This window comes from Vallitalea sediminicola (assembly GCF_054408565.1).
The window spans coordinates 1-26,461 of sequence record NZ_BTPT01000067.1; the positions used below are offsets into that span (position 1 = coordinate 1).

Below are 26,461 nucleotides of genomic sequence, written 5' to 3' on the forward strand. Positions count from 1 at the left end.
AAGAGGGTATTATGTGTCAACAGTAGGAAATATCACTGAAGATGCAATAAAGATGTATATCCAAGAACAACAAAAAGAGGCTATGAAAGAAGAAACTAGAAGATAAGAGCCTCTTATAGAGGTAGATGGTAACAGTGCTTGTGATGCCCACCTTTTAGGTGCGCAAGTAATAAAGCCCTTATAGGGCTAGTATCAAACCACCACTTGAAGTGGTGGTTGCTGACTTAGAATAGTCCAAAATAAAGAAGAAGTAACATTTGGTTATAATATATCAAGAGAAGATGAACATATAGATTTTAATAAAACAAAAATAGAAGTACTTAACAAAATAAGAGGGCTTAATCCATGGCCATTATCTTATGCAATTTTAGATAATGTAGAAATAAAAATATACGAAGCTATCATAGGTGAAGATATTTATAAAGAAAAATCATATGGGGAAATAGTAAAATTATACAAGGATGGAATAGTAATTAAAGTATCCGATGGGGAAATTATTTTAAAAACAATAAAACCTTCAGGTAATAAAAAAATGAGTGTGAAAGATTATCTTAATGGTTTTAAAGAAAAAAACAATCTAATTGGTAAGGTATTCAGGTGATTTATTAGTAGTTCCTCATGAAGTATAGCAATTTGTGTCTGGTTATGGGATGGTAAATATTTATAAAATAATAATAGGGTAAAGGTACAAACCAGTAATGTAGATATGCTCTAAATAGGTGTTGGTACATATATAGAACTTGCTTTCTTAATTGAACGTGGGTTCTTTTTTATTGATTATTATTAAATTATTTGTTAATATTAACTAGTAATATCGGGAAAACATATGAACTATAAGATTTTTAAGAAATTTTTATAGAGGAGGAAAAATATGAATTTAGTTTGTGGGATAGCTATTCTACCTTATTTAGAATTAATATTAAGAATAGGTATGTATTTTTTTATTATATTATGCTCAATCAAAGGAGTACAAGCATTGAATATTTATATAAATAATAATAGGAGATAACAATTACATTATTAGACATACATTAGAGTTATTAAAAAATACAAATCAGAATAACATGAAATGATAAATTAAAAAGTATTATTTAATATTTATAAGGAGACAAATGGATGAAAATAAATAAGTTATTAATAACAAGTATTCTAATTCTTTCAGCTGCTATAATTTTTGGTTCTGTTTGGATAGGGAATGCTATAAAAAGTACAAACAAAGAGTGTGATAGTAAAGTAGGTGATGAAGAACAAGAGTTAAAAAGTCAGATAGTCAGATGGAATACCTCTGACAAAGCATTATTAACAGAGCAAGAGGCTGCCCAATATTTAAGTATTCCGCAAGATAAGCTAAATATAATTTTAGAGAGAGAAAAGATAGAGAGACAAAAAATGAGTAGCTACGATACTTATAGATATATGCCTTATATTGAAATTGATGATGAGAAATATTTTTTGAAAAATGATGTAGATGAATGGGTACAATATCATTCAAGTATGAGAAGCGAATTTAATACATAATATTATTAGAGATTAAAGCACTGATTAGTATATACTAAAAAGCAATGCTAGTAGATTACATAATGAAATTTGTATATTAGTATATTAACAATATTCAATGAACAGGAGAATTATATGATTTCAATATCAACTTGTTTCAATTATAATGTACCATTACATAAACAATTAAAAATGATAAAGGATGCAAAATTTGAATACGTATCAATAAGTAGTAATTATAGCCATAATGGATTATTAGATAATCCAGATAAATTACTTGAATTAATTCAGAAATATGACTTAAAAGTTGATACGATACATGGTTGTAGTGCTAATAATCCAGAAGCATTCAAGATACTTAAAGATTGTTCAGAGGTTGCTGATCGATTGGGGGCTGGTGTAGTAGTAATACATCCATGCGATTTTTATATTACTAAAGATAAAGTTGAGCCCAAATATAAAGAATTAATCAATCTATGTGAAAAGCTCATACCAATAGCAAAAACTTACAATATTAAGTATGCTATTGAAAACTTACACCCAGATGGTGCAACAGACGTACTGAAAATGGCATTAGATAAGTTAGATAAAAAATATTTCGGTATGTGTTATGACATTACCCATGCACAAATAGATGGACCACGTAAATGTGATTTGATTGAATTATATGGTGATAAAATAATTGCTGTTCACATATCAGATAGGATTAAAGAATTTGTTGACCATGTAGTACCAGGTGAAGGTTTTATTGATTTTGATTATATGTTAAAGAAATTAGCTGAAATAGGTTATGACAAGCCTCTACTAATGGAGGTGTTAACAGATCACACTGCTTATAAAGAATCAGAACAATTATTATGTATGACATATAAATCAGGGTTGAAATTGGAGCAAAAGTTGGAAGGGTATAGGTAGAAGTTATATGTCAAGAGAGGCAGATAGCTTTACAGATATGAAAGATGATACAGAAGAAACTTTTGCTCATGCACATCTCTTTCATTTAACTAAATATGAAGACAAGCTAGATTTTCGATATTATTATCAACCATGATGGACAAGGAATATAACCAAATACCTTGTCTTTTTTTGCGAATTCTACACTCGTAAATATACAAAATATTCGAATAATAAATGTTAATATATGTATTATACTAATTAATAAAATGAAAGGAGAATATTATGAGTAAAAAGATTGCAGCATTATTTTTAGTGATAGGAGTTATATTAACATTTAGTCACAATACTTATGCAAAAGACCCGATGAATAATTTAAATAATAATATGGTTTTAACACAATCAATTGGACTAGAATTTATATCGGAAGGATATGTATATGGTGATAACGTTTGCTTTAGAGAAGACTCAAATTCATCTTCAGCTATATTAGGAGTGTTTGATAAAGGAGAAAGAGTAGCTTACTATGGTAATGAGGGAGCTTATCAGTACGTGTACAGATATAAGACAGGACAATTTGGATATGTTCATTTCAGGTATTTGTTTTTTGTTAATGAGTACTAAGAACTGATTAATACATAATTCAAAATAAGCCTATACTATAATTTTTTATATGAATAGGCTTATTTTTATGTAATGCTATTACCTATGCGTTTTCTCTTGGACCAGACCAGTCTATGACTGCGGAACCCTAGAAAATATTTATCTGCTATATTATGAATCATATACTCCAAAGTAACCATAGATACATTAATTTATTTGAAATAAACTATTATTTCTGATAGTATTATAACACCGATAGCAATAAGGATACATTGTTATGGTAATAATATTTATAGTAAATGGAGGATGTATATATGAACACCAAATCTATCTTTGATAAAACTATGGCAGATATGACATACCAAGAAATTGAAGAATTCATAGAAAAAGACGCAGTAGTATTATTTCCAATAGCAGTTATTGAGGAACATGGACCTCATTTACCATTGGGAACAGATACATATTTAACTTATTCAATGCTAAGATATATACAGGAAGATTTAAGTAAAATGAATATTGATTCTATAATTGCACCTCCGTTCTATTGGGGAATAAATAAGGCTACTGGTGGGTTTGTAGGCTCTTTTACTGTGAAAGTGGATACTATGAAAGCAGTACTAAAAGATACTATAGAATGTCTTGATGGATGGGGATTCAAAAAAGTTTTTTTCATCAATATGCATGGAGATTCATTACATTGTAAGACGATTTTAGATGTAGCAAAAGAAATATATGAATCCAATATGAAAATAGATGCTTACGATATAATTCCAGAGTTCTTTAAAAATGCATATGGACTAGACGGTAAGGAGCCATACATATTAGTTCAAGAATATGATGGGGATTTTGATGATAAACAAGAATATATAGACATACATGCGGGCGGTTTTGAAACTAGTCTAATGTTATTGGACTTTAAAGATTTAGTGGATGAACATAAAGCAAGAAAGCTTAAATCGTCAAAAACAACTTTCCAAGATTTAAGGAAATGGCAGCAAGGAGGAGAAAGTGCTAAAGAAGTAACTCCCCTAGGGTACTGTGGTGATCCTTCAAACATTAATTTGGAAGATGCTAGAGGGTTCATTAAGGATTTTTCAAATATAACTGCTAGACTAATAAAAAATACTTTATAATAGGATAAGATTTATCAATGTCTAATGAAGATTATTCCGCTTTCTAAAAAGAATAATAAAATAAGTACTTGTATAATATAAAAAAGTAGCATATATAGCTACTTTGAAGGATTTGCAGTACTTAATGATTTTGATATCTTGACGATTCCAAAAATAAATAGAGCCATCATTAATACAGAACCGATAGTAGAACCAATAGTGAAACCGGAGTCGAAATTCAGTTCGGTAGGTTGAATGAATATTAGGAACAAGGTACCTAATAACTTGAAAAAGTTAATTAGTGTTAAAATTGAAAGTACTATTATTCCAATAATTTTGGGTGCCATTTTGAATGTACCTCCTTTATATCATATTAACCCATATTATAACATTTTTCTGACTAAATTGATATAATATTTATTAGAATTTTATAAAGTATAGAAAAATACCATTATTGAATATAATCAATATTATATATATTGACAAAAACTAATGGTATATATTTTTATAATTATATGATACAATTAAAATGTATACACAAATTGAAAAATTATACATAGGAGGTTAATTATGAGAAAAAAAGGTTTAATATCGATTTTAACTCTTTCAATTATGTTGTTATTAAATGGTATGACTTGTTTAGCCGCTCATGGCGAAAATACTTTAAGACCTGATGAATCTCTAAGTATGTGGCAGTGGATTGAATCCAATAATCATGAATATTTACTTCAAATGCAGACAGGTGGAAAAATGGTTCTTTATAGTAAAAGCAGAGGTGTACTTTGGACATCTCCAATATCTGATTATCCAGGATATAATCATATACCAAGTAAGTTAATTATGCAACTTGATGGTAATTTAGTAATGTACCATGATTTATATCCTAGTAGACCAGATCCTAATGATATAGATCCAGTTTTATTTAATATGCCAGTTTGGGATTCCAAAACATATAATAACCCTGGTGCACGTCTTGTACTTCAAGATGATGGAAATCTAGTGATTTACCAAGGAACTCAACCACTTTGGGCAACAGGAACTAATCTATAGCACTTAATAAACACTTAAGTTTTTGACTTCAATATGAAATAATTTGTGTATATAAATAATGGAAAACAGGATTTCTTAATATGGATTAGAGCTTTATTAAGAGGTCCTTTTCTTCAAGGATCTAATTACTACTTATTAAGTTATCTGTTAAAAATAACTATATTTTATTGATTGTAGCTTTGTAGATAACTAAAAATTCATTTCTATGTCTTCACTTTTGATGATTTTCGTTTTAACTATTTCTCTATATTGATTATCCTTATAATTAGTATCAAAAAACTTGCATAGATAACGAATTTCTTCATTGTTTTTAACAATGATAAAGTTTATATCTTTTAATTCAAAGTATAGGGTATGATAACTTTTCATGACTTCATTATATTCTTCAATTTTTTCTTCTTGTATTTCTGAACAGAGATATAATTGCTTTATATTATCTTCTTTAATGAGTATAGAGTCTTTATCTTCCTCTAATGGAATATATCTCCATTCTCTTTCATTGTAATAATCTCTTGCACCTGCTTCTATTCGTACAGGCTTATAATTCATAAAAGTGTATTCCAGTGCTTTTTTTAGTCTATTCAAATCAAAATTATCAAAGTTGATACTTTTGTTGTTGGTTATCATATCAATGCAAGCATCATATTGTATCTTAATTGCTTGAATGAAATTTGAATTTTCATTATAATAGTTGATTGGATTAATTCTATTAGTCATTCCCCATTTTTTGTTGAATCCAATGGCATAACAACCATATTGTTCGATGTGTTTTTTTACTAGAGACAAAGGTATATCACAAAAACATTTCATCAAAATATAAACTGGTTCATTAAAAAATACTGATTGTTCTTTATAATATCTTGGTGAAAGTTTATTGTTTAATACATCTTCTAGAAAAGAAAACTCCTTCATAAAATGAAATAAAGTTTCTGCACTAATGATACTCATATATTGACTCTTCCTTTTCCACACTATTATAGATATCCTATTAATCATATATGGATATTCTTGATTTACTAAAATAAAATTGTATTCAGATGATATTATTTTACACAACCCAAAGAAGATATATACAGAATATTTTATACTATACAGTAATAAGATTATTTTAATTATTAGCTTTGAAATATTAAGGGTATCAAATAATAGTATTAGTAATGTTTTTTTGTTGCCTATTATCAGATTTTCTGTTAATATTAAATAAGAATTTAAACAAAATTAAATAATTAAGTTGATAAAAGTCGAGAAATGAATAAGTTTATACTAACTATGAAAAATAAAACTAACATTATTAAAAAAGGTGATTATACATGAAGAAAAAGTACTATATTATTTTTATAGCTGTTATCATAATATTATTAATCCACTCCCTAAGAATTGGTGTGAAATTGAATAAGATGGCAGATTCATACAATGATAGACAAAAGATGATTGTGAGTGACCATATGCTTAGCTTTAATATTATTGGCTATTTATATGGTAATGGGATAATGCAAACGGAATATCCACAAATTGAAATACAGAATATCATAAATGCTTTGAAAAAAGCTGATATAAGTAATATGCATTTATTCGAAGAGGATAGTTTGGACATCAGTAATTTCTATAGAGAATACATACATTTATTAGAAGAATATAAAGTTGAGCAGATTAAAAAGGGCTCTATTGAAGATGAACAAAAATTTGAGGACGTAATTAGTGATATAAGTACAATTAAAGATTGGCTGGAAGATAGATATCATGATGATAATTTTAATCCATATACATACCAAGAATTAAAAGAGCAATTAGGTGATAAATTAAAATATGCAAGTTTTAATTAAACTTAAGAATAATAATATAAACTAAAAAAGCAGAGGTGAAAAAGATTTCTAGTATCCATTATCTCAAAGACCATATATTATTATTTGCTGAAAAAACTCCTAACAAACATAAACATTTTGCCAAACATCTTATATTTGGAGTAGATGGAAATCTTGAGTGTGCTATTGGAGATAAAAAGGTAATTTGTAAGGGAATATGTATTGAATCAAATATTGTTCATACTGTATTGACTCAAAATACAAAAAGGATAATATTATTGATTGATGAAACAAGTGAAATTGCACGTTCCATCAGCTATAAGTTTCTCAAAGGACAAGAATATCAAATAATAGATGAAGAAATTGTTAAGCAAGTTTCAACCTATTATTATGAGTGTAAAGATACTGAAGAATTGGATGAAAAAATACTATCAATATGTGATATTCAAAATTCCCCTCAAATGACTTATGATGATCGAGTAATTAAAGTTATTGATGAAATATATAAAACTGAAAGTATACATAAAGATATTTTTGATAAGCTAAGTAGTATTGCATGCCTATCACAGAGTCGTCTTTCACATCTTTTTAGAGAACAAGTAAAAATATCTCTTGCCAGTTTTTTAGTAATGGCGAAAATGCATAAAACCTATAATTATTATATGCGTGGAGAAAATTTAACTATAGCTTCTATACATGCAGGATTTGATAGTTCATCACATTTTTCTGCAACTTGTAAAAAAATGTTCGGATTATCATTTTCGAATTATAAGAGATCATAAGTTAGCGTTTATTTAAAAGTTTCCTTTTTTGTATTGATATATAATACTCAAAAAAAAGGAGATTTTTATATGATGAATAAAATAGAATTTAAAAAAGGGTCATATAGACTTAATAAACAAGATAACTTCAATTTTCAGCTTAATAGAGTTATTATGTGGGATGGTGGCAGACTAGAAGATGTTGAACCTATATCAAATGAAATTATTGATAGTGAAAGTTGGAAAACACAACTTATTAAATTGGGTGATAAGGCAATAAAAGAGAATCGTACAGAGAATGCAATAGCTTATTATCGTATGAGCGAATTTTTTATGTATGATGGGGATGAAGATAAACTAAAATATTATCAGCTTGCTTCAAAGCTTTTTTACGAATATTACAAAGATTATTTTTCTAATAACAAAGTAAAAAGGTTAAAGATAGACTATGAAGGGGTTACCCTACCAGTTATGTATGCAAAGGCTATTGGAGAGAAAAAGGATACTATTCTTCTTCATGGGGGCAATGATTCTTATTATGAAGAATTTTTCTATCCAATGCTTTATTTTGCTGAGAATGGTTTTGATGTCTATTTATTTGAAGGTCCCGGTCAAGGTGGGGTAGTAAGAGAACAAGGAAAACATTTTACACCTTATTGGGAAAAACCAGTAAAGGCAGTTCTTGATGCATTAGAACTTGAGGATGTAACTATAATTGGAGCATCACTTGGTGGTATGCTTGCTCCACGAGCTGCTGCATTTGATAAAAGAATAAAAAGAGTAATTGGATGGTCTATATTTCCAAATTTTCTAAGTGTTGGTCTTTATTCATTCAAAAAATCAGCTAGAGGGATTGTTAAATGGATACTTAAACATAACTTCAAGTGGATTATAAATTCTAAGGTGAAGAAGCTAATGAAAAAAGATCCAACAGTTGATTGGGGAATAAAACATGGTATGTATGCATATGAAGTTGAATCCCCATTTGAATATCTGAAGAAGTTGAATAGTTATCAAATGGTTGATGTTGGTCATAGAATTACTCAGGATATGTTAGTAATAGGTGCAGAAAAAGATCATTTTATCAACAAGGAACTCTATAAAGAAGAAATTGATTCATTAGTAAATGTTCACTCTCTAACTTATCGTTTATTTACAGAGAAAGAGTATGGTGAAGGACACTGTAACGTAGGAAACTCAAAACTTTGTTTTGACACAATGATCAATTGGATAGAGCAGATAAAAAAGAGGGATTCATATGATGAATGATGAGATTATACGAGGAGTAATAGTATGGACAAAAGAATAAAAATTAAAATGAATCTATTATGTCTAGTAGCAGTAATTGTTGTTATATTAATTGCAGGATATAGGGAATATAGTTATCAGGTAAGGTATGACAATAATATAAATGAAATAATTGAGAGTTCAAAAGCAGAGTTAAAAGAAAATATTGATTTAGAAGATTTTAATATTTTTAATAGCTTTAATGATGAGGAATTCTTGTATAGAATGAAACCAAGTTATTTTGGATCTCTGATCAATTCAATAAGTGTAGATGTTATATTGATTGGTATACTATGTTTTTGGTTAATAATATATTTATCAAATAGGAGTAAAAAAAATATTGATTATAAAGATAATCAAATACAAGAGAAGATTTTGGAATTCTCAATAATATGGTTAAACATATATAACATAATATTTTTGGCTATAACATTTTTATTTCATCAAGGATTTTCGTATTATACTAAAACCCTATATGACTTTGTGTGTTCGCCAGATTATCGTATAATTATATATTGTGTTATAATGTTGATTTGTAGTATAACAGTAGTCGCTACATACAAAAGAAAGTTAAATGTTTTTTGGTATGCTAATATAATTGGATTAGTTCAGATTTTTATAATTAAAATATGTCAAGTTATATATAATTATAACGATTTTGGAGGTACTAACATATATTTGACTGAGATAATAAGCATCATACTATTTAGCGTTTTAATATACAAATCTGCAATACATATGAAAAAGAGTTTTAAGAAAGAAGAGAAGAAAAATATGTTGACAGTAAGCGGATTCGTATTTTGCGGAATCCTTTTACTAATGTTTTTAGAAGTGATTTAGTTTATTTAGAAATTTCCCGAATTATAATTCAAGCTAAAGCTAATCAAGCTTTAGCTTGAACTATTCTAATATCCTTTTCTGCTAGATTTTTAATCATCAGCTGATCAATGTTGTCATCAGTCACAATGCAATCAATTTGATCTAGGGTAGCAACATTGATGGTAACATCTTTACCGAACTTTGAACTGTCAGAAACTACAAAGATCTCTCTTGAGCGTTCAATTATTCTTTTCCTGGTTAAAGCTTCATGCATGTTAAAATCAGAAATCCCATTTTCTATAGTAATGCCACTTGCGCATATAAAACTTTTCTGGATATTCAACTGAGAAAAATCAAAAATATAATCATAAGATACAACAGAGCATTCGCTGTGACGTATTCTGCCTCCTATAATAATTATCTCATAGTCAGTAGACAGGAGTTCATTAACAACATGTATTGAATTAGTAACGATAGTAAGATTTTTCTTGGAATCGAGGTATTTAGCAATCTGATAAGTTGTTGAACCGCTATCAATAAATATACAGTCATTATCATTGATGAGTTCTACACATTTCCTGCCGATATTTTGTTTGTCAGCTAATCGGTTAATCATTCTGTTCTCTATAGCTGTTTCATAATTAGAATTTTCTTTTAATTTAGCTCCCCCATATACTTTTTGTATCTTTCCTTGTTTCTCCAACAAGTTCAAATCACGTCTTACAGTTTCTATGGATATATTAAAAGATTCCATAAACTCAGTAATGGTGACAACTTCTTTACTTCTTAATAGTTCTATTATTTTATTTCTTCTTTCGCTGGGTAACATATAATCAATCCTGCCAATTTTAGTATTATTTCTCTAAAGTATATATAACATGAATTGCAAGAATTATCAAGAAAAAACAATGATATATTAATATAAGATGAATAAGTTGGTCATAAAATGGTATAAAAATAACAAACATATAATGATAATTTATTCATTTTTTACTTTGGCTTAATATGGATTTTACTTTCCAGGTGTATGATTGTATTAAAATAAGAGTTGAAGTTTGGAGGTAAGTGAAGTGTTAGAATTAATAGATATTAAAAAGAAATTCGATGATAAAACTATATTAGATGGTATAAGTCTGAAAATAGAAAAAGGCTCAATTGTATCAATGTTAGGACCAAGTGGAAGTGGTAAAACTACTTTGCTTAATATAATTTTAGGATTGGTTCCTATGGATAATGGAAAAATCATTTTTGATGATGTAGATGTAAGTAATCAACCTATGAAAGAACGAGGATTCAATATTGTATTCCAAGACTATGTGTTGTTTCCTAATCTCAATGCTTACAAAAATATCATTTACAGCTTGAAGAATAGTTCTAATTTTGTTAGTAAAGATGAACTAAATGGAATAATAGATACCTTAGAGTTAGCACCCCATCTTAAAAAAAGGATAGATCAATTATCAGGAGGACAAAAACAAAGAGTCGCTTTAGCCAGAACATTGGTTACTAAACCAAGGATATTACTTCTTGATGAGCCCCTAAGTGCTTTGGATGGTGTTATAAAGGAGACAATAAAAGAAAGAATCAAGTTAATTACCAAACAGTATAATCTCACAACTATTATCGTTACTCATGACCCAGAAGAAGCACTAACAATGTCTGATAAAGTTCTCATTATTAATGATGGTAGCGTTGCACAATACAGCACACCAAGAGAAGTTATAGAAAAGCCACATAATAGTTTTGTAGAAGAATTCATTCTAAAACAATTAAGAATCAAGAAGGATAATATCTACAATCTATTTGGAGAACGCTATGCATAGAAATAAACGACAAGCAACTATAATATATATTTTTTTTGCTATATTTATTGCCATGTTTTTGATTTTGCCCTTGGGAAGACTGTTTGTTAATTCATTAAGAGGTAATCAAGGTAGTATATTAGAAAATTATACTAGCATATTAAAAGACAAAGATATTATTACAGCTATTTGTAATAGTATTAAAATATCTCTCCTAACAGCTGTAATAACTACTTCCTTAGCTTTTATATTGGCATATGGAGTAAATTGTACCGGTATCTCAAAAAATGTTAAGAGGATAATACACATGGGTACTTTGATTCCTATGTTATTGCCTACAATAACATATGGGTTCGCAATCATTTATTCCTTTGGTAAACAAGGATTGCTGACAAAGCTATTTGGTAGAGAAATAATTAAAATATATGGATTTAATGGTTTATTGATAGGATACATAATATACACCCTACCAATGACATTTTTACTTATTAATAACTCATTTGGATATATTGATAAAAAATTTATTGTAGTTTCAAAACTAATGAAAGATAACTTTTTTAGAGGATTTCTTAATACTATCATAAGACCTTTGATAGGCACTATAGGAGGAGCATTCTTATTATCCTTTGTACTGAGTTTTACCGATTTTGGGATACCTGCTTCTGTAGGAGGTACATATAAAGTAATATCCACTCGTTTATATCAAGTAATGTTAGGTTCTATACCTGACTTTAACAAGGGTTCTGTGATAGCAGTAATCATGCTTGTTCCGGCAATAATAGGAGTTGTGTTATTGAAATATTTGGATAGATTCGATTTCCATTATGACAAAATTACTAAAGCTCAATTAATTAAAAATAAAAGAAGAGATGTTACATTTACTGGATTTTCAATATTGGTGGTGCTAAGTATTCTATCAGTATTTTTGGTAATGTTTATAACACCTTTTGTAGAAAACTACCCATATGACATGAAATTTACAACAAAATATTTTACTAAGACATTATTATCACATGCTGTTCTTAATGTGTATAAGAACTCATTAATAGTATCAGGGGCTACAGCTCTATTAGGTACATTAATCACATATGGAAGTGCAATCATCAACACTCGGACAGGATTGAAGAAAAGACTTAAAAGTACTATTGATTTTGTAGCAATAGTTACTAACAGCATACCTGGAATGGTACTTGGATTAGCTTATCTATTTTTATTTAATAAAAGTGATTTCAAAGGGACTTTTGTAATAATAATATTTTGTAATGTGATACATTTCTATACTACACCTTATCTAATGGCTAAAAATGCATTAAGTAAGATGAATCCAGCATGGGAAGTTACAGGAGAATTAATGGGAGATACTTGGTTCAAGACAATTGTAAGAGTCATTATACCTAATTCAATAACAACAATTATAGAAATGATTTCTTATTTCTTCATTAATTCAATGATTACTATAAGTGCAATCATATTCTTAGTTACAGCTAAAACATCTTTATTAACAAGTAAAATTAAAGAATTACAGCATTATGCTAATTTTAATGAAGTATTTATATTATCCATATTAATATTTTTAACCAATATAGTATTCAAAATATTAAGTAAGATTTTTGAAGATAAATATCTAACCAGTCAGTTGGAGCTTTATAAAACTAAAAAAGGAGTATAAGAAAATGAAGAATAAGTTTAGAATAATTAGTTTTACCTTAGTATTGACATTAGTTTTAGTTATAACTGGTTGTCAAAAAAGTGCAAAGCAAATTGTTATCTACACAAATGCAGATGAAGAAGCAATGGAAGCCATGAAAACAGCGCTAAATGATTCTGGTTTTGAAGATGAGTATATTTTGCAAGGAATGGGAACTTCAGAACTTGGAGGTAAGTTAATGGCTGAAGGTAGTAGTATAGAGGCTGATCTTATAACTATGAGTTCATACTTTATAGAAAGTGCCCAAAAAGAACATAAGATGTTTCTTGATCTAACATTCGATACAGATGCATTACTATCCTATCCTGCATACTACACACCAATTCTTGCTAATACAGGAGCTATATTCGTTAACACAGAAGTGATTAATGATAATAAGTTACCATTACCAAAGTCAATAAAGGATCTAACATTACCTGAGTACAAAGATTTGGTATCTATTCCAAGTATTATAGATTCATCAACAGCATGGTTAATGATACAGGCTATTATTAATGAATATGGTGAAGATGAAGGACTGAATATAACAAAGGATTTAGTTGAAAATTGTGGTGCTCATATAGAGAGTTCAGGTTCAGGTCCAATTAAAAAAGTTAGAGTAGGTGAAGTTGGGGCTGGATTTGGATTAAGGCATCAAGCAGTACAAGATAATGTTGATGGTAAACCAATCAAATTCATTGATCCTATAGAAGGTAATTTTTCTTTGACAGAAGCTGTTGCTGTTGTTAAAAAAGGAAATGAAAAACAAGAAGAATTAGCAATGAAAATGGCACAAGTAATTATAAAAGAAGCGCGTACCGAATTGTTAGAATATTATCCTGTGGCTTTGTATGAAGGCGAAAGTATAGATGAACTTAACAAACCGGGTAATCCAAAAGAATTCAATGCACCATTAACAGTTAACCTTTTAAAACAACATCAAGAATTTTATAAACAAGCACAATAATTGATTAAGGAGTTGAAATTATATAATGAATACATATAAATTATTGACACCAGGTCCATTAACTACTTCAGAGACAGTTAAAAATGAAATGATGATAGATAGATGTACTTGGGACGATGAATACAAAATGATAACACAAAAGATAAGAAAGCAATTACTTGAAATTGCAAAGGTCACAAAAGAAAAATATACATCAGTATTGATACAGGGAAGCGGCTCATTTGGAGTAGAAGCAACACTTAATAGTGCTATAGATAAAGATGATAAATGCTTATTTATTGTTAACGGTGCTTATGGTGAAAGAATGGTTTCTATGGCTGAAAAGATGAAAATGGATTTTGAAGTCTATAGAACAGATTGTAACATCGTACCACATACAATTAGTATTAAAGATATTCTAGACAATGACCCTAAAATAACTCATATAGCTATGGTTCATTGTGAAACAACTACTGGTATATTGAACCCCCTTGATGGAGTAGCAAAATTATGTAAAGACTATAACAAGATTTTTATAGTAGATGCGATGAGTAGCTTTGGGGGAATTCCTATTGATGTGGACAACTTGGGAATTGATTTTATAATTAGTAGTGCTAATAAATGTATACAAGGCGTTCCGGGATTTTCATTTGTTATAGCTAAGACAGATAGGTTAACGGCTACAAAAGATAATTCTACCAGTCTAGCACTAGATTTATATGATCAATGGTTTATAATGAATAAAGATGGCAAGTGGCGTTATACTTCGCCTACTCATGTTGTTGCTGCCTTTTCAAAAGCTTTAGATGAGTTGATTGAAGAAGGAGGTATTGAGGCTAGGTATTCTCGTTACTGTAAAAATAACCAGATTCTGAGAAACAGGCTAGGAAATATTGGAATAAAATCGTATATAGAAGAAGGATTACAGTCGCCTATAATAACGACTTTTCTGTTTCCAAGCAGTGGGTTTGAATTTAATGATTTTTATGAGTATGTAAAAGAACGAGGTTTCGTACTATATCCAGGAAAACTTACCAATGAAGAAACCTTCAGGATTGGTAATATAGGAGAAATATATCCATTAGATATTAAAAGACTATGTAAAATAATTGAAGAATATATGGAGGGATAATTATGCTTAATCATGTTGAAGGTATTATTTTGGACTGGGCTGGGACTACAGTTGATTTTGGGTGTTTTGCACCTGTAAATGTTTTTTTAGAAATATTTAAGAATGTGGGTGTTGAAGTAACGACAGCAGAAGCAAGAAAACCAATGGGAATGCTTAAGAGAGACCATATAAAAACAATGCTTGAAATGCCTAGAATAAGCAGCGCGTGGAAAGAAAAGTTCGGGCATGATTTTAATGAAGCGGATGTTGATATTGTTGATATGTTATATAGAGATTTTGAGCCTATGCTAATGGCTTCACTAGACCAATATACTGATCCTATTCCAGGAGTAGTTGAAACAATTAATGTAATTAGGAGAATGGGTCTGAAAATAGGTTCGACAACTGGATATACAGACACTATGATGCAAACTGTTGTAAAAGGAGCAAAGGACAAAGGATATAGTCCGGATAATTGGGTGACCCCTGATTCAACAAAAGCTCTAGGAAGACCATATCCATATATGATATTTAGAAATATGGAGATATTAAAATTATCAGCACCGTGGAAAGTTGTTAAGATAGGTGATACAATAGCTGATATCAATGAAGGGGTCAATGCTGGTGTATGGTCAGTAGGCGTTATAGTTGGAAGCTCACAGATGGGACTATCCAACAAAGAGTATGAAGAACTTGAAGAGCTTGAAAAAATTAAAAAAATGAATACTGTTAAAAAAGATTACCTTAAAGCTGGAGCTGATTTCGTTATTAACACATTGGTTGAGTTACCTTTATTACTAACAGAAATAGATCAATTGATTGAAGATGATAAACGTCCACATGCATTCTAATTAGTAATTATAGGAAGTTGATGAGTATATATAACAATAGTGATAAACTATAACAGTTTATTTGAATAGGTAAAAAAATTCACTGGAATCCATTAATTGATTTCGGTGAATTTTTATTTTGATTCAGCTGTTGAGTAATCTTTTTGTTGGAATAAAATTAACAGTATGAGGTATAATAGGAGATAAAAGAATAAAACATTGTACGATAAAAAAGAATTCGAAATAGATATAAAAAAGCATATAAAGGTGAAACGTATCGAATAATTATGAGGATTTAAATAAAATATTGTTCAAGATAAAATATAGAAAGAGTGGAAAATATAACAATTTTAACCTTGTTAAAATAAAAAAAATATACAAATTAATAAAAATACACTTGAAAAAAATATATTATGATGTTATTATACTAACAAGCTAATTAAAAATTTTTAGCTAACAGTTTAAACGTTTCGAAAAAGAATTAATAAGAAAAAGGAGGAAATAATTATGAGTAAGAAATTTTTAGTAGGAGTTCTCAGTTTAGTATTGACTGTATCACTTTTTGTAGGGTGCGGTTCCAATGATGATAAGACTCCAAAAGAAAATGACTCGAACACAGAAGGTGCAACAGATGAAAAAGTCACTTTAAATATATGGGGTATGGGTGAGGAAGCAAAATTATTATCAGAAATCGAAGCTGATTTTGAAACAAAAAACCCTGATATTGATATGGTGGTTCAAGCTATCCCTTGGGATCAGGCACATGACAAATTGTTAATGGCTGTTGCTTCAGGCAAAGGACCAGATGTTGTTCAATTAGGTACAACATGGATTCCAGAATTTGCAGAAGCTGGAGTATTAAAAGATTTAACACCATTTATTGATCAGTATCCTAATATAGACCCTAAGAATTATTTTGAGAGTTCAATAGGTACTACAGAATTTGATGGTAAATATATCGGTATTCCTTGGTATGTTGATACACGTGCTATGTTCTATAGAACTGATTTACTAAGCGAAATAGGTTATGATGAAGGACCAAATACATGGGATGAATTAAAAGATGCAGCTACTAAATTATCTGCAAGAGGAGATGAGTACTACGGAATAAGTTTTGACTTAGCTGACCAAGTATTCTCAATTCCTTACGGTTGGCAGAATGGTTCAGAAATAATAGAAGATGGTAAGCCATTATTTAATGAACCTGAATTTGTAGAGACAATACAATATCTTAATAGTTTCTTTGAAGAAGGACTTGCACCAGTACAAGACGATATGGATTTAATTCAAGCATTCAAAGATGGAATTAAACCTATGTTTGTAAGTGGACCATGGATGATAAATATTATTAAAAATCAAGTTCCTGAAATAGATGGAAAATGGGCTGTTAGAACTGTTCCAGCTAAGGAAAACAATATATCTTCAGTAGGTGGTTCTAACCTTGTTGTTTTTGATAATACTAAGAATGAAGAAGCAGCTCTAAAATTCATTTCTTATATGACGGAAGTTGAAACACAAGTAAAATGGTTTGATATAGCAAAATGTTTACCAGCAAGAACTGAAGCATGGAATGATGAAAGTCTTGTAAGCGATCCATTTTTCAGTGCATTTGGAGAACAAATGAAAAACTCAAAAATAGCACCTTTTATTCCAGAGTGGGAATCTATTGCTATGGAAGTTAAGAAAAGCCTTGAAGAAATTAGTATTGGCGGCGCTGATATTAAAACAGAATTAGATGAATTGAATAAGACAGTTGAAAAGATGCTTGATAAGTAATTAAGAATTTAATTACTTATACATAAAATAAGCCCCAGAAGATTTAGGATAAAATTTCTGAACTTATGGGGCATTTTAATTAGAAATCAGGTGACTAAATGAAAAATTTCATGAGTAAATTAAATAAATATAAATATCCATACCTATTCATCGCCCCAGCTATAATATTACTTTTTTTGTTTTCCATTGTTCCGATTTTTGTTTCCGTAGGAATAAGTTTTACAGATATGAATATTAAAGGATTAGCTAATTTTAATAACATTGATTTTATAGGAATTGAAAACTATATTGAATTATTGAAAGATGCTGACTTTCATCAAGCTATACGTAATACAATATTTTATGTTGCCATCGGTGTACCTTTTGTTGTTTTCTTATCGCTTACTTCAGCACTTTTGATAAATTATGGTACAGAAAAGATTTTTTCTTTTTTCAGAGTAGTATACTATGCCCCAGCCGTTACGAATATTGTTGCGGTAGCTGTTGTTTGGGGATTCTTATATAACACGAATTATGGTCTCTTGAATAATATCTTGAATGGATTAGGATTAGAGGGACTTCGCTGGCTACAAGATCCAACGCTTGCAAAAATATCACTTATCATTTTAGCTGTGTGGAAAGCCATAGGAATAAATATGTTGATATTTTTAGCTGCATTGAAGGGGATACCAAAATCATATTATGAAGCAGCTAAAATTGATGGAGCTAAAAAATTCCAGACTTTACGTTATATCACATTACCTCAGTTAAGATTTTCTACATTCTTTGTTACTATAACGACTCTAATAGGTTGGATACAATTTTTTGAAGAACCAATGGTTATGACAAGTGGAGGACCTTTGGGACATACTAATTCAATGGCATTATTCATCTATCAAAATGGATTTAAACAAAGTCAATTTGGATACGCAGCAGCAGGTTCGTTTGTATTGTTTGTAATTATTATTATAGTAACGCTTATTCAATTTAGAATGAACAAGCAAGATGCATGGGAATAAAACTAGGATGACTGAGGTGAAAAAAATGAAAAGAGATAGGATTAGAATTGATAAAATTATTGTAATAATATTACTTGCTATAGGCGGTATCTTAATGATAACACCATTCATATGGATGATATTCTCTTCATTCAAGAATGTAAATGAAGCGATGCTTATTCCGCCAACATTGTTTCCGAAAGTACCGACTTTAGAGAATTACAGGAAACTATTTGAAGAATTGAATTTCTTGGTTTACTTGAAAAATACTTTAATAGTAGTTGCTATTTTCTTTATTGGACTATTATTTAATGCTATGGCAGGATATGCTTTTGGTAAATTCAAGTTTCCTGGTAAGAAATTCTTATTCTACATGGTACTTGCAACTATGATGATTCCTTCACAAGTTACGATGATTCCAGTTTATCTGATACTTAATAAAATGGGATTAATTAATACTATGTTAGGTATTGTACTTCCGGGTCTTGTGGGAGCATTCAATATATTTCTCTTTAAACAGTTTATGGGAGGAGTTCCTAATGAACTTATGGAAGCTGCCAGGATAGATGGTGCGGGAGAATATTATATATTTTTTAAATTGATTATACCTATATCAAAACCAATATTAGCTGTACAAGGAATATTAACATTTATAGCAGGATGGAATAATTTTTTATGGCCGTTAATAATTGCGAATGACGAGAAATTCTATACATTATCAGTAGGGTTATCCTTATTGAAAGGACAAAATGTAACCAACTTCGCTTTACAGATGGCAGGTGCTTCAATAATGGTAGTACCTATAATGATTATTTTTTGCATATTCCAGAAACACATCATGGAAGGATTTGTTACTTCAGGAATAAAATAGGAGGATGCACATATTGAGATTAAGACAAGAAAATAATCTTATAAGTATTAAAAAAGATAGTACACAATTTACTTTTTTAGATACAGGAGATTTAAGAGAGATTAGAAATAATGAAATAATGATTAACCAGATGATAGGAGATCCTATCTACGGTTCTATAAATAATATATATCTTCGTATTTACAAAGATACAAAGATTGAAAAATATAAATTGTTAGGGATAAATTCTGATAGTTTGTTTTCCTATAATGATGAAAGTGTCAGATGGGAAGGTAATATAGAAGGAATATCATACAAAATAACACTTACTTTAGTTGATGAGAATTTATGGTGTTACGATATTGTTTTGGATGGAAATAATGAAACAGTAGATATAATATATGGACAAGATATAAGTATTGCAGATAAAGGCGGAGTATTAGCAAATGAACTTTATATAAGTCAATATATTGACCATAAAGTATTAGATGGGAAATTTGGCTATGTAGTAAGTTCAAGACAGAATCAAAAACAATCTTGTGGTTATCCATATATTCAGCAGGGAAGTAAAGATATAAAAACTGTAGGATATTCTACAGATGCAACACAATTTTTTGGAAAGACATACAAAAAAACTAATAAAGAAGAAGCTTTGATAGGAAATCTAGTAAATGAGAATTATCAATACGAATTAAGCTATATAGCACTACAGACAGAAAAAATAACATTGGACAGCCAAAAAAGATTTGGATTCTATGGAGTTTTTAAGGAAGATTTTAAAAAAGCAGTCGATAGCATAGAATTCAATGAAGAAAAAGAATATGCATGGAAGTATGTAGAGAAAATCATGGAAGATAGTTTCATTCCAATATCAAAAGTAAGTTTAGCTAAAAAAATTGGAAAACCATTATACAGTAATCCCCTTAGTAATGAAGAAATAGATGGATTTTTTCCAACACGAACCTTAGAAGAAAAAGTAGGCAGCAAATTATTATCATTTTTTACTCATGGGCATAGACATGTTGTTTTGCAAGAAAAAGAGATACTAGAAGAAAGACCAAGTGGACATATTATTGCAAATGCTATAGATGAGAAAAAAATAAGCAAAGAGATTATAACTTCAACCAATTATATGTATGGAGTTTTTAATTCACAGCTAGTTGTAGGCAATACATCTCTTAATAAGATGCTATCTCAAACAAGGGGCACACTTAATATACAAAAAAATTCAGGACAGCGAATTTATATAAAAAATAATGGAGAGTATCATATTTTAACCCTACCAGCTGCTTATGAAATGGGACAAAACTATGCTAGATGGTTTTATAAAATAGATGAAGACATGTTGATTGTTACAAATTATGCGGCTACTGATTGTTCAGATATTATTTTAGAGGTTAAATCGGAACAGGGAAAATCTTACGATATGCTTATTACCAATCAATTAGTCATGGGTGAGCATGAATTTCAAAATGAATGTGTAGCCAAGATATCTAATAACAAAGTAATACTCAGCCCAGATTCAAGTAGTCTGTCAGCAGAAATTTATGACAATCTTCATTATACTATTAGATTGAATGGTTCACAAATGTCAGTTATGCAGGATAATACATTTTTTGAAGATGATGAAATACGTAATGGTACGTTACTAACTCTTAAAATACAGCCTGCATCTTATATACAACTAATTATATCAGGTAATCTTGGATATAGAGAAGATAAAATATTTGATTATAGTTTTGATGAAGAAAAGAAAAAGTATGATGCATTTTATGAGAAACTTACTTGTGGTTTTAGCCTTGACCTTCCAGGGAAAGACAACTCTGACCTAAATAAGATTAATGAGATTTTCTGGTGGTACACTCATAATGCTATGGTACATTATGCTGTACCTCACGGACTAGAACAACCAGGTGGGGCAGCTTGGGGAACTAGAGATATTTGTCAGGGACCTATTGAATATTTTATGGCAACACAGCATTATGATGTGATTAGAGATATAATAATTGAGATATTCTCACATCAGTTTTTAGAAAATAAAGAATGGCCCCAATGGTTTATGATTGATGAATATCATATGCAGCAGGAAGATTGTCATGGAGACGTTGTTCTTTGGCCATTGAAAGTAGTTGGAGATTATATAAGAGTTACAGGTGATACTGATATTCTTAATGAAACAATAGGTTTCAGAAATATAGATGGAACTATTACTCATGAAAAAGAAACTCTATTAAGACATATGAAACTTGCAGTAGACACTATAAAAAAACGTTTCATGTATAATACAACTTTGATTTCTTATGCTGGAGGGGATTGGGACGATACACTTCAACCTGCTAGTGAAGAATTAAAAGAAAAATTAGTAAGTTCATGGACTGTGGCGCTTACATATCAGGTAATGAAACAACTTGGAGAAGTTCTTGATGATATAGATAAAAACTGGTCAAAAGAGCTTATTGAACTATCAGAGTTAATCAATGAAGATTTTAATGATTTATTGATAAAAGATAAGATTATTGCTGGATTTGCGTATTTTGAAAATGATAAGGATATGGATTATATGCTGCATCCAGAAGATAATAAAACAGGTATTAAATATAGGTTGTTACCTATGACAAGAAGTATTATTTCTGAATTAGTGTCAAAAGAGCAAGCTGATATGAATGTAAAAATTATAGATGAACACCTTAATTGTACTGACGGTGTAAGGCTTATGAATCGTCCTGCACGTTACAAAGGTGGAGTTATTGAATATTTTAAGAGAGCTGAGCAAGCCTCTAATGTGGGTAGAGAAATAAGTCTTAATTATATCCACGCTCATATCAGATATATAGAAGCTGTAGCAAAATTAGGACTTGAAAAAGAAGCATGGGAAGCAATGATGAAAATCAATCCAATTCTGATTACAGAAAAAGTACCTAATGCAGAAATAAGACAGAGTAACGCATATTTCAGTAGTTCTGAAGGAATGTTTAATGATAGATACATATATCAAGATAATTTTGATGAATTGCGTAATGGTGATATAGGTGTCAAAAGCGGTTGGCGTATTTATTCCAGTGGACCTGGGATATATCTTAATCAAATTATAAGTAATATTCTTGGTATAAGGATAACATCTGATTCAGTAATAATTGATCCTATACTTAGTAAGGATTTAGATGGATTGATTATGAATTATAATTATATGAGAAAACCTGTAAAATGGATTTATCATATAAAAGGTGATGAGGGCAGAGTAACAAAGGTTGTTGTAAATGATAAGGAAATGACTTTAGGGATGATAAATAATAACTATCGTCAAGGTGGAGTTACTATTAACAAAAATACTTTTGGAGATATTCTAAAACAAGAAGGTATTGTTAATATTTATATTGAGTAAGTTGTATTAGTTTTGGTAAATTAATTCAATATGATATAATAAGTTAAAACTACGGATAGAAGAGGGTGATGATAAAGTGCCTACAATAAAAGATGTAGCAAAGTTAGCTGGAGTTTCAATATCAACTGTATCTTATGCGCTGAATGGAACAAGAAGCATAAGTGATGAAACAAAGAAAAAAGTATATGCTGCTGTAAAAGAATTGGACTATAAACCTAGCGGGTTTGCGAGAAGCTTGAAGATGAAAAGAAATCATATGATAGCAGTAGTCGTAAACGAGTTTATTGGACCAATCTATCAAGAAATCATTCATGGTGTAAGTAAAGCAGCTAAAAAATACGGTTATGAAGTTATTGCTTCAGAATGTTTTTCGGAAAAAACTGAAATCACAAAAGTACTATCTGAAAGATTTGTTGATGGTGCAGTAATATTGGCTTCATATCTAAGTGATAATATGATAAAAGATCTAGCAGGTGATAATTTCCCTATTGTAGTTTTAGATAGAGAAATAAAAAATAAAAATATAACAAGTATTTTGATTAATAACGAATCAGGAGCTTATGAGGCAATTAATCATTTTTATGAAAAAGGTCATAGAAAGATTGGTTTCCTTGGAGGACCAAATAATTCTTATGATAGCAATACACGTTATAAAGGATTTACAAATGCAATGGACAAATTTAATTTGGACTTTCCAAAACAGTGGTGTCTTACATCTAATTTTACAGAAGAAGGTGGATACCAAGTTGTCAGAGAGTTCCTTAACAATATCCCTTCTGAACAGTTGCCAAGTGCTTTTTTTGTTAGTAATGACGAAATGGCAATAGGTGCAATGCGTGCTTTTCAAGAATATGGAATCAGTATTCCAGATCAAATGGCTATAATAGGATTTGATGATATAGAATTATGTAAATATGTTACTCCTAATCTAAGTACTATACATAGACCATGTTTTGGACTTGGGACAATGGCCGCCAATAGTCTAATAAGTAAATTAGAAGGAGAAAAGGTTTCTAATCTGATAAGTCTTTCATCAGAGCTTGTCATCAGGGAAAGTTGCTAATAATGAATGTGATAATTTATTTCATGTGAGGTGTAATCAAAAATGAATAAAGAAGTTAATATAAATGAACTATTGAAAGAACTTTCTCTATCAGAAAAAATTGGACAATTACAACAATTAGCTTCATCATTTTATATAAAAGATTCAGAAGGTGAGCTTACTGGACCTTTAAAAGATCTAGGAATATCAGAGGAAAAGATATGGATTTCTGGTAGTGTCTTAGGAATAAAAGATGCTGAAGAAGCTCGTAGGATTCAAGAAAAATATCTAGATAAAAGTAGAACCAAAATTCCCTTATTGTTTATGGCGGATATTATTCATGGATACCGAACTATTTTCCCTATACCACTTGCAATAGGATGTTCGTGGAATCCACAAAATGCAGTTCTTTGTGGACAAATATCTGCAAAGGAAGCCTCGCTTTCAGGGGTTCATGTAACTTTTTCACCTATGGTGGATTTGGTTAGAGATCCTAGATGGGGTAGAGTAATGGAGTCTACTGGTGAGGATACTTATCTTAATAGTGTATTTGGAAAAGCTTTTGTAAAAGGGTATCAAGGAGATTTCTCTTCTGATTATAATATAGCTTCATGTGTGAAGCATTTCGCAGCTTACGGTGCTATAGAAGCAGGAAGAGAATATAATACAGTAGATTTGTCTGATAGACAGTTAAAAGAATACTACCTACCTTCATATAAAGAATCTATAGATGAAGGTGCTAAGATGATTATGACTTCTTTCAATACAATTCATGGTGTACCTGCTACGGGTAATAAATATCTTATGAGAGATATTTTAAGAGACGATTTTCAATTTGATGGTGTTGTCATCTCTGACTGGGGTGCAGTTGGAGAACTACTGGTTCATGGTGTAGCAGCAGATGATAAAGAAGTTGCAAACAAAGCTATAGAAGCAGGGGTAGACATTGAAATGATGACTTCTTGTTACAATAATAATCTAGAGAAACTTGTAGAAGAAGGAATCGTAAGAGAAGAATTAATAGATGAAGCTGTACTTCGTATACTGGAGTTGAAGAAAGAGCTGGGACTATTCAAAAATCCATATAAAAGTATAGATGCAGAAAAAGCAAATAAGATGTATTCATGTAATGAACATAAAGATGCTGTTAGAAAAGTTGCAAGAGAATCACTGGTTCTATTGAAAAATGATAATGTATTGCCTTTGACTAAAAATAAAAAAGTGGCTATCATTGGACCAAAAGGTGACAGTAAGGATTTGCTTGGAGGCTGGTCATGGCAAGGTAAAAAAGAAAAAATCATGACTTTAAAAGAAAATATGATTAACAGAGTTGGAAATGACCTAATATCCTATGCAAAAGGTTGCCAGGTTGAAGGTTACAATGAAGAAGGTTTTGATGAAGCTGTAAGTATTGCAAAAGAGGCAGATGCTGTTGTGCTTGCTCTAGGAGAAAGTTCAGAAATGAGTGGCGAAGGTGGAAGCAGAGCGTACATAGGGTTGCCAGGAGTACAAGAAAAACTTGCAGATGAAATATTGAAGTTGAATAAACCTACTGTAGTTATACTATTCAGCGGTCGTCCACTGGAAATAACAAATCTCAGTGATAAAGCTCCTGCAATAATAGAAGCTTGGTTTCCTGGAACTGAGGGTGGGTCAGCCATTACAGAAGTACTATATGGAGACTTTAATCCATGTGGAAGATTAGCAATGAGTTTTCCTTATGCTACAGGTCAGATACCGGTTTATTATAATTGTTATAATACAGGAAGACCAAAATTAGCTGATACCTCAGAAACAAGATATGTATCTAAGTTCATAGATATTCCCAATGAACCGCTTTATCCTTTTGGATATGGTCTAAGTTATACAAAGTTTGAATATAAAGATTTTACTCTAAGTTCTAATAAAATGACTAGTGATGATAAAATAATTGCTTCTGTTACAGTAAAGAACGTAGGAGTTAGAAAAGGAATTGAAACAGTACAATTTTATATAAGAGATTTAGTTGGAAGTACTGTAAGACCAGTAAAAGAACTTAAAGGATTTAAAAAGATAGAACTTGAACCACAGGAAGAATCTATTGTAGAATTTGAAATAAGTGAAGAAATGTTAAGATATTATAATATAGATTGTGAATTGGTTAGTGAGACAGGAGATTTCTATGCAATGGTAGGGAGTAATTCGGTAGATACTCATAATAAAAAGTTTACTCTATATAAGTTGAATTAAATAA

26 protein-coding genes are annotated in these 26,461 nt (G+C 30.0%); 23 read left to right on the plus strand and 3 right to left on the minus strand.

Going from position 1 to position 26,461, the window contains the following annotated elements:
- The first annotated feature begins 268 nt into the window (after positions 1-268).
- The 7 genes from ACX6CF_RS21735 to ACX6CF_RS21765 all read left to right on the plus strand — a co-directional run bounded on the left by ACX6CF_RS21735 (position 269) and on the right by ACX6CF_RS21765 (position 4,127).
- Positions 269-601, plus strand: coding sequence for a hypothetical protein (locus tag ACX6CF_RS21735; RefSeq protein WP_458787505.1), 333 nt, complete (start codon positions 269-271; stop codon positions 599-601).
- Positions 602-871: 270 nt separating this feature from the next.
- Positions 872-1,009, plus strand: a complete 138-nt coding sequence (locus ACX6CF_RS21740; protein ID WP_458787473.1) for a hypothetical protein — start codon at positions 872-874, stop codon at positions 1,007-1,009.
- Positions 1,010-1,116: 107 nt separating this feature from the next.
- Positions 1,117-1,518 carry a hypothetical protein gene (locus tag ACX6CF_RS21745; RefSeq protein ID WP_458787474.1) on the plus strand — a complete coding sequence of 134 codons (402 nt, stop codon included), beginning with the start codon at positions 1,117-1,119 and terminating at the stop codon, positions 1,516-1,518.
- A 114-nt stretch (positions 1,519-1,632) separates the two neighbouring features.
- On the plus strand, positions 1,633-2,412 hold the full coding sequence (locus ACX6CF_RS21750; protein ID WP_458787475.1) for a sugar phosphate isomerase/epimerase family protein: 780 nt from the start codon (positions 1,633-1,635) through the stop codon (positions 2,410-2,412).
- Positions 2,413-2,419: 7 nt separating this feature from the next.
- Positions 2,420-2,548 (plus strand): hypothetical protein, encoded by a 129-nt coding sequence (locus ACX6CF_RS21755; RefSeq protein WP_458787476.1) that lies wholly within the window; start codon positions 2,420-2,422, stop codon positions 2,546-2,548.
- 128 nt (positions 2,549-2,676) lie between these two features.
- Entirely contained in the window at positions 2,677-3,015 is a 339-nt protein-coding gene (locus tag ACX6CF_RS21760; RefSeq protein WP_458787477.1) for an SH3 domain-containing protein, read from the plus strand.
- A gap of 293 nt (positions 3,016-3,308) precedes the next feature.
- A complete protein-coding gene (locus tag ACX6CF_RS21765) occupies positions 3,309-4,127 on the plus strand; it encodes a creatininase family protein (protein WP_458787478.1) in 819 nt (272 codons plus the stop codon).
- A gap of 98 nt (positions 4,128-4,225) precedes the next feature.
- On the opposite strand, the gene ACX6CF_RS21770 is transcribed toward ACX6CF_RS21765, so the two are convergent.
- Complete coding sequence (locus ACX6CF_RS21770) at positions 4,226-4,453, minus strand: hypothetical protein (protein ID WP_458787479.1); 228 nt, start codon at positions 4,451-4,453, stop codon at positions 4,226-4,228.
- 223 nt (positions 4,454-4,676) lie between these two features.
- Between ACX6CF_RS21770 and ACX6CF_RS21775 the strand changes: the two genes are divergently transcribed.
- Positions 4,677-5,156: a hypothetical protein gene (locus ACX6CF_RS21775; protein ID WP_458787480.1), complete on the plus strand. Its 480-nt coding sequence runs from the start codon at positions 4,677-4,679 to the stop codon at positions 5,154-5,156.
- Positions 5,157-5,345: 189 nt separating this feature from the next.
- On the opposite strand, the gene ACX6CF_RS21780 is transcribed toward ACX6CF_RS21775, so the two are convergent.
- Entirely contained in the window at positions 5,346-6,104 is a 759-nt protein-coding gene (locus ACX6CF_RS21780; RefSeq protein ID WP_458787481.1) for an abortive infection system antitoxin AbiGi family protein, read from the minus strand.
- 362 nt (positions 6,105-6,466) lie between these two features.
- Between ACX6CF_RS21780 and ACX6CF_RS21785 the strand changes: the two genes are divergently transcribed.
- From ACX6CF_RS21785 to ACX6CF_RS21800, 4 genes are all read left to right on the plus strand, one after another.
- Positions 6,467-6,979, plus strand: coding sequence for a hypothetical protein (locus ACX6CF_RS21785; protein ID WP_458787482.1), 513 nt, complete (start codon positions 6,467-6,469; stop codon positions 6,977-6,979).
- 35 nt (positions 6,980-7,014) lie between these two features.
- Positions 7,015-7,740: a helix-turn-helix domain-containing protein gene (locus ACX6CF_RS21790; RefSeq protein ID WP_458787483.1), complete on the plus strand. Its 726-nt coding sequence runs from the start codon at positions 7,015-7,017 to the stop codon at positions 7,738-7,740.
- A gap of 69 nt (positions 7,741-7,809) precedes the next feature.
- The gene (locus tag ACX6CF_RS21795; protein WP_458787484.1) at positions 7,810-8,988 is read left to right on the plus strand and encodes an alpha/beta hydrolase; all 1,179 of its coding nucleotides are present in this window, start codon (positions 7,810-7,812) and stop codon (positions 8,986-8,988) included.
- Positions 8,989-9,012: 24 nt separating this feature from the next.
- Complete coding sequence (locus ACX6CF_RS21800; protein WP_458787485.1) at positions 9,013-9,846, plus strand: hypothetical protein; 834 nt, start codon at positions 9,013-9,015, stop codon at positions 9,844-9,846.
- 43 nt (positions 9,847-9,889) lie between these two features.
- On the opposite strand, the gene ACX6CF_RS21805 is transcribed toward ACX6CF_RS21800, so the two are convergent.
- Positions 9,890-10,654: a DeoR/GlpR family DNA-binding transcription regulator gene (locus ACX6CF_RS21805; RefSeq protein ID WP_458787486.1), complete on the minus strand. Its 765-nt coding sequence runs from the start codon at positions 10,652-10,654 to the stop codon at positions 9,890-9,892.
- A 241-nt stretch (positions 10,655-10,895) separates the two neighbouring features.
- On the opposite strand from ACX6CF_RS21805, the gene ACX6CF_RS21810 reads away from it, so the two are divergent.
- The 11 genes from ACX6CF_RS21810 (at position 10,896) to ACX6CF_RS21860 (ending at position 26,457) form a co-directional block, all read left to right on the plus strand.
- A complete protein-coding gene (locus ACX6CF_RS21810) occupies positions 10,896-11,648 on the plus strand; it encodes an ABC transporter ATP-binding protein (protein WP_458787487.1) in 753 nt (250 codons plus the stop codon).
- Positions 11,641-13,296 (plus strand): ABC transporter permease subunit, encoded by a 1,656-nt coding sequence (locus tag ACX6CF_RS21815; protein WP_458787488.1) that lies wholly within the window; start codon positions 11,641-11,643, stop codon positions 13,294-13,296. Before ACX6CF_RS21810 ends, ACX6CF_RS21815 begins: the two co-directional genes overlap by 8 nt.
- Positions 13,297-13,300: 4 nt before the next feature.
- Positions 13,301-14,281: an ABC transporter substrate-binding protein gene (locus tag ACX6CF_RS21820; protein WP_458787489.1), complete on the plus strand. Its 981-nt coding sequence runs from the start codon at positions 13,301-13,303 to the stop codon at positions 14,279-14,281.
- A gap of 25 nt (positions 14,282-14,306) precedes the next feature.
- Complete coding sequence (phnW, locus tag ACX6CF_RS21825) at positions 14,307-15,392, plus strand: 2-aminoethylphosphonate--pyruvate transaminase (protein WP_458787490.1); 1,086 nt, start codon at positions 14,307-14,309, stop codon at positions 15,390-15,392.
- A 2-nt stretch (positions 15,393-15,394) separates the two neighbouring features.
- The gene (gene phnX, locus ACX6CF_RS21830; RefSeq protein WP_458787491.1) at positions 15,395-16,222 is read left to right on the plus strand and encodes a phosphonoacetaldehyde hydrolase; all 828 of its coding nucleotides are present in this window, start codon (positions 15,395-15,397) and stop codon (positions 16,220-16,222) included.
- A 486-nt stretch (positions 16,223-16,708) separates the two neighbouring features.
- Positions 16,709-17,977 (plus strand): sugar ABC transporter substrate-binding protein, encoded by a 1,269-nt coding sequence (locus ACX6CF_RS21835; protein WP_458787492.1) that lies wholly within the window; start codon positions 16,709-16,711, stop codon positions 17,975-17,977.
- A 98-nt stretch (positions 17,978-18,075) separates the two neighbouring features.
- Positions 18,076-18,975 (plus strand): carbohydrate ABC transporter permease, encoded by a 900-nt coding sequence (locus ACX6CF_RS21840; RefSeq protein ID WP_458787493.1) that lies wholly within the window; start codon positions 18,076-18,078, stop codon positions 18,973-18,975.
- A 25-nt stretch (positions 18,976-19,000) separates the two neighbouring features.
- Positions 19,001-19,825 (plus strand): carbohydrate ABC transporter permease, encoded by an 825-nt coding sequence (locus ACX6CF_RS21845; RefSeq protein WP_458787506.1) that lies wholly within the window; start codon positions 19,001-19,003, stop codon positions 19,823-19,825.
- 13 nt (positions 19,826-19,838) lie between these two features.
- Positions 19,839-23,186, plus strand: coding sequence for a GH36-type glycosyl hydrolase domain-containing protein (locus tag ACX6CF_RS21850; protein WP_458787494.1), 3,348 nt, complete (start codon positions 19,839-19,841; stop codon positions 23,184-23,186).
- Between the two features lie 76 nt (positions 23,187-23,262).
- Positions 23,263-24,249, plus strand: a complete 987-nt coding sequence (locus ACX6CF_RS21855) for a LacI family DNA-binding transcriptional regulator (protein WP_458787495.1) — start codon at positions 23,263-23,265, stop codon at positions 24,247-24,249.
- A gap of 42 nt (positions 24,250-24,291) precedes the next feature.
- Positions 24,292-26,457 (plus strand): glycoside hydrolase family 3 N-terminal domain-containing protein, encoded by a 2,166-nt coding sequence (locus ACX6CF_RS21860; RefSeq protein WP_458787496.1) that lies wholly within the window; start codon positions 24,292-24,294, stop codon positions 26,455-26,457.
- Positions 26,458-26,461: the final 4 nt, after the last annotated feature.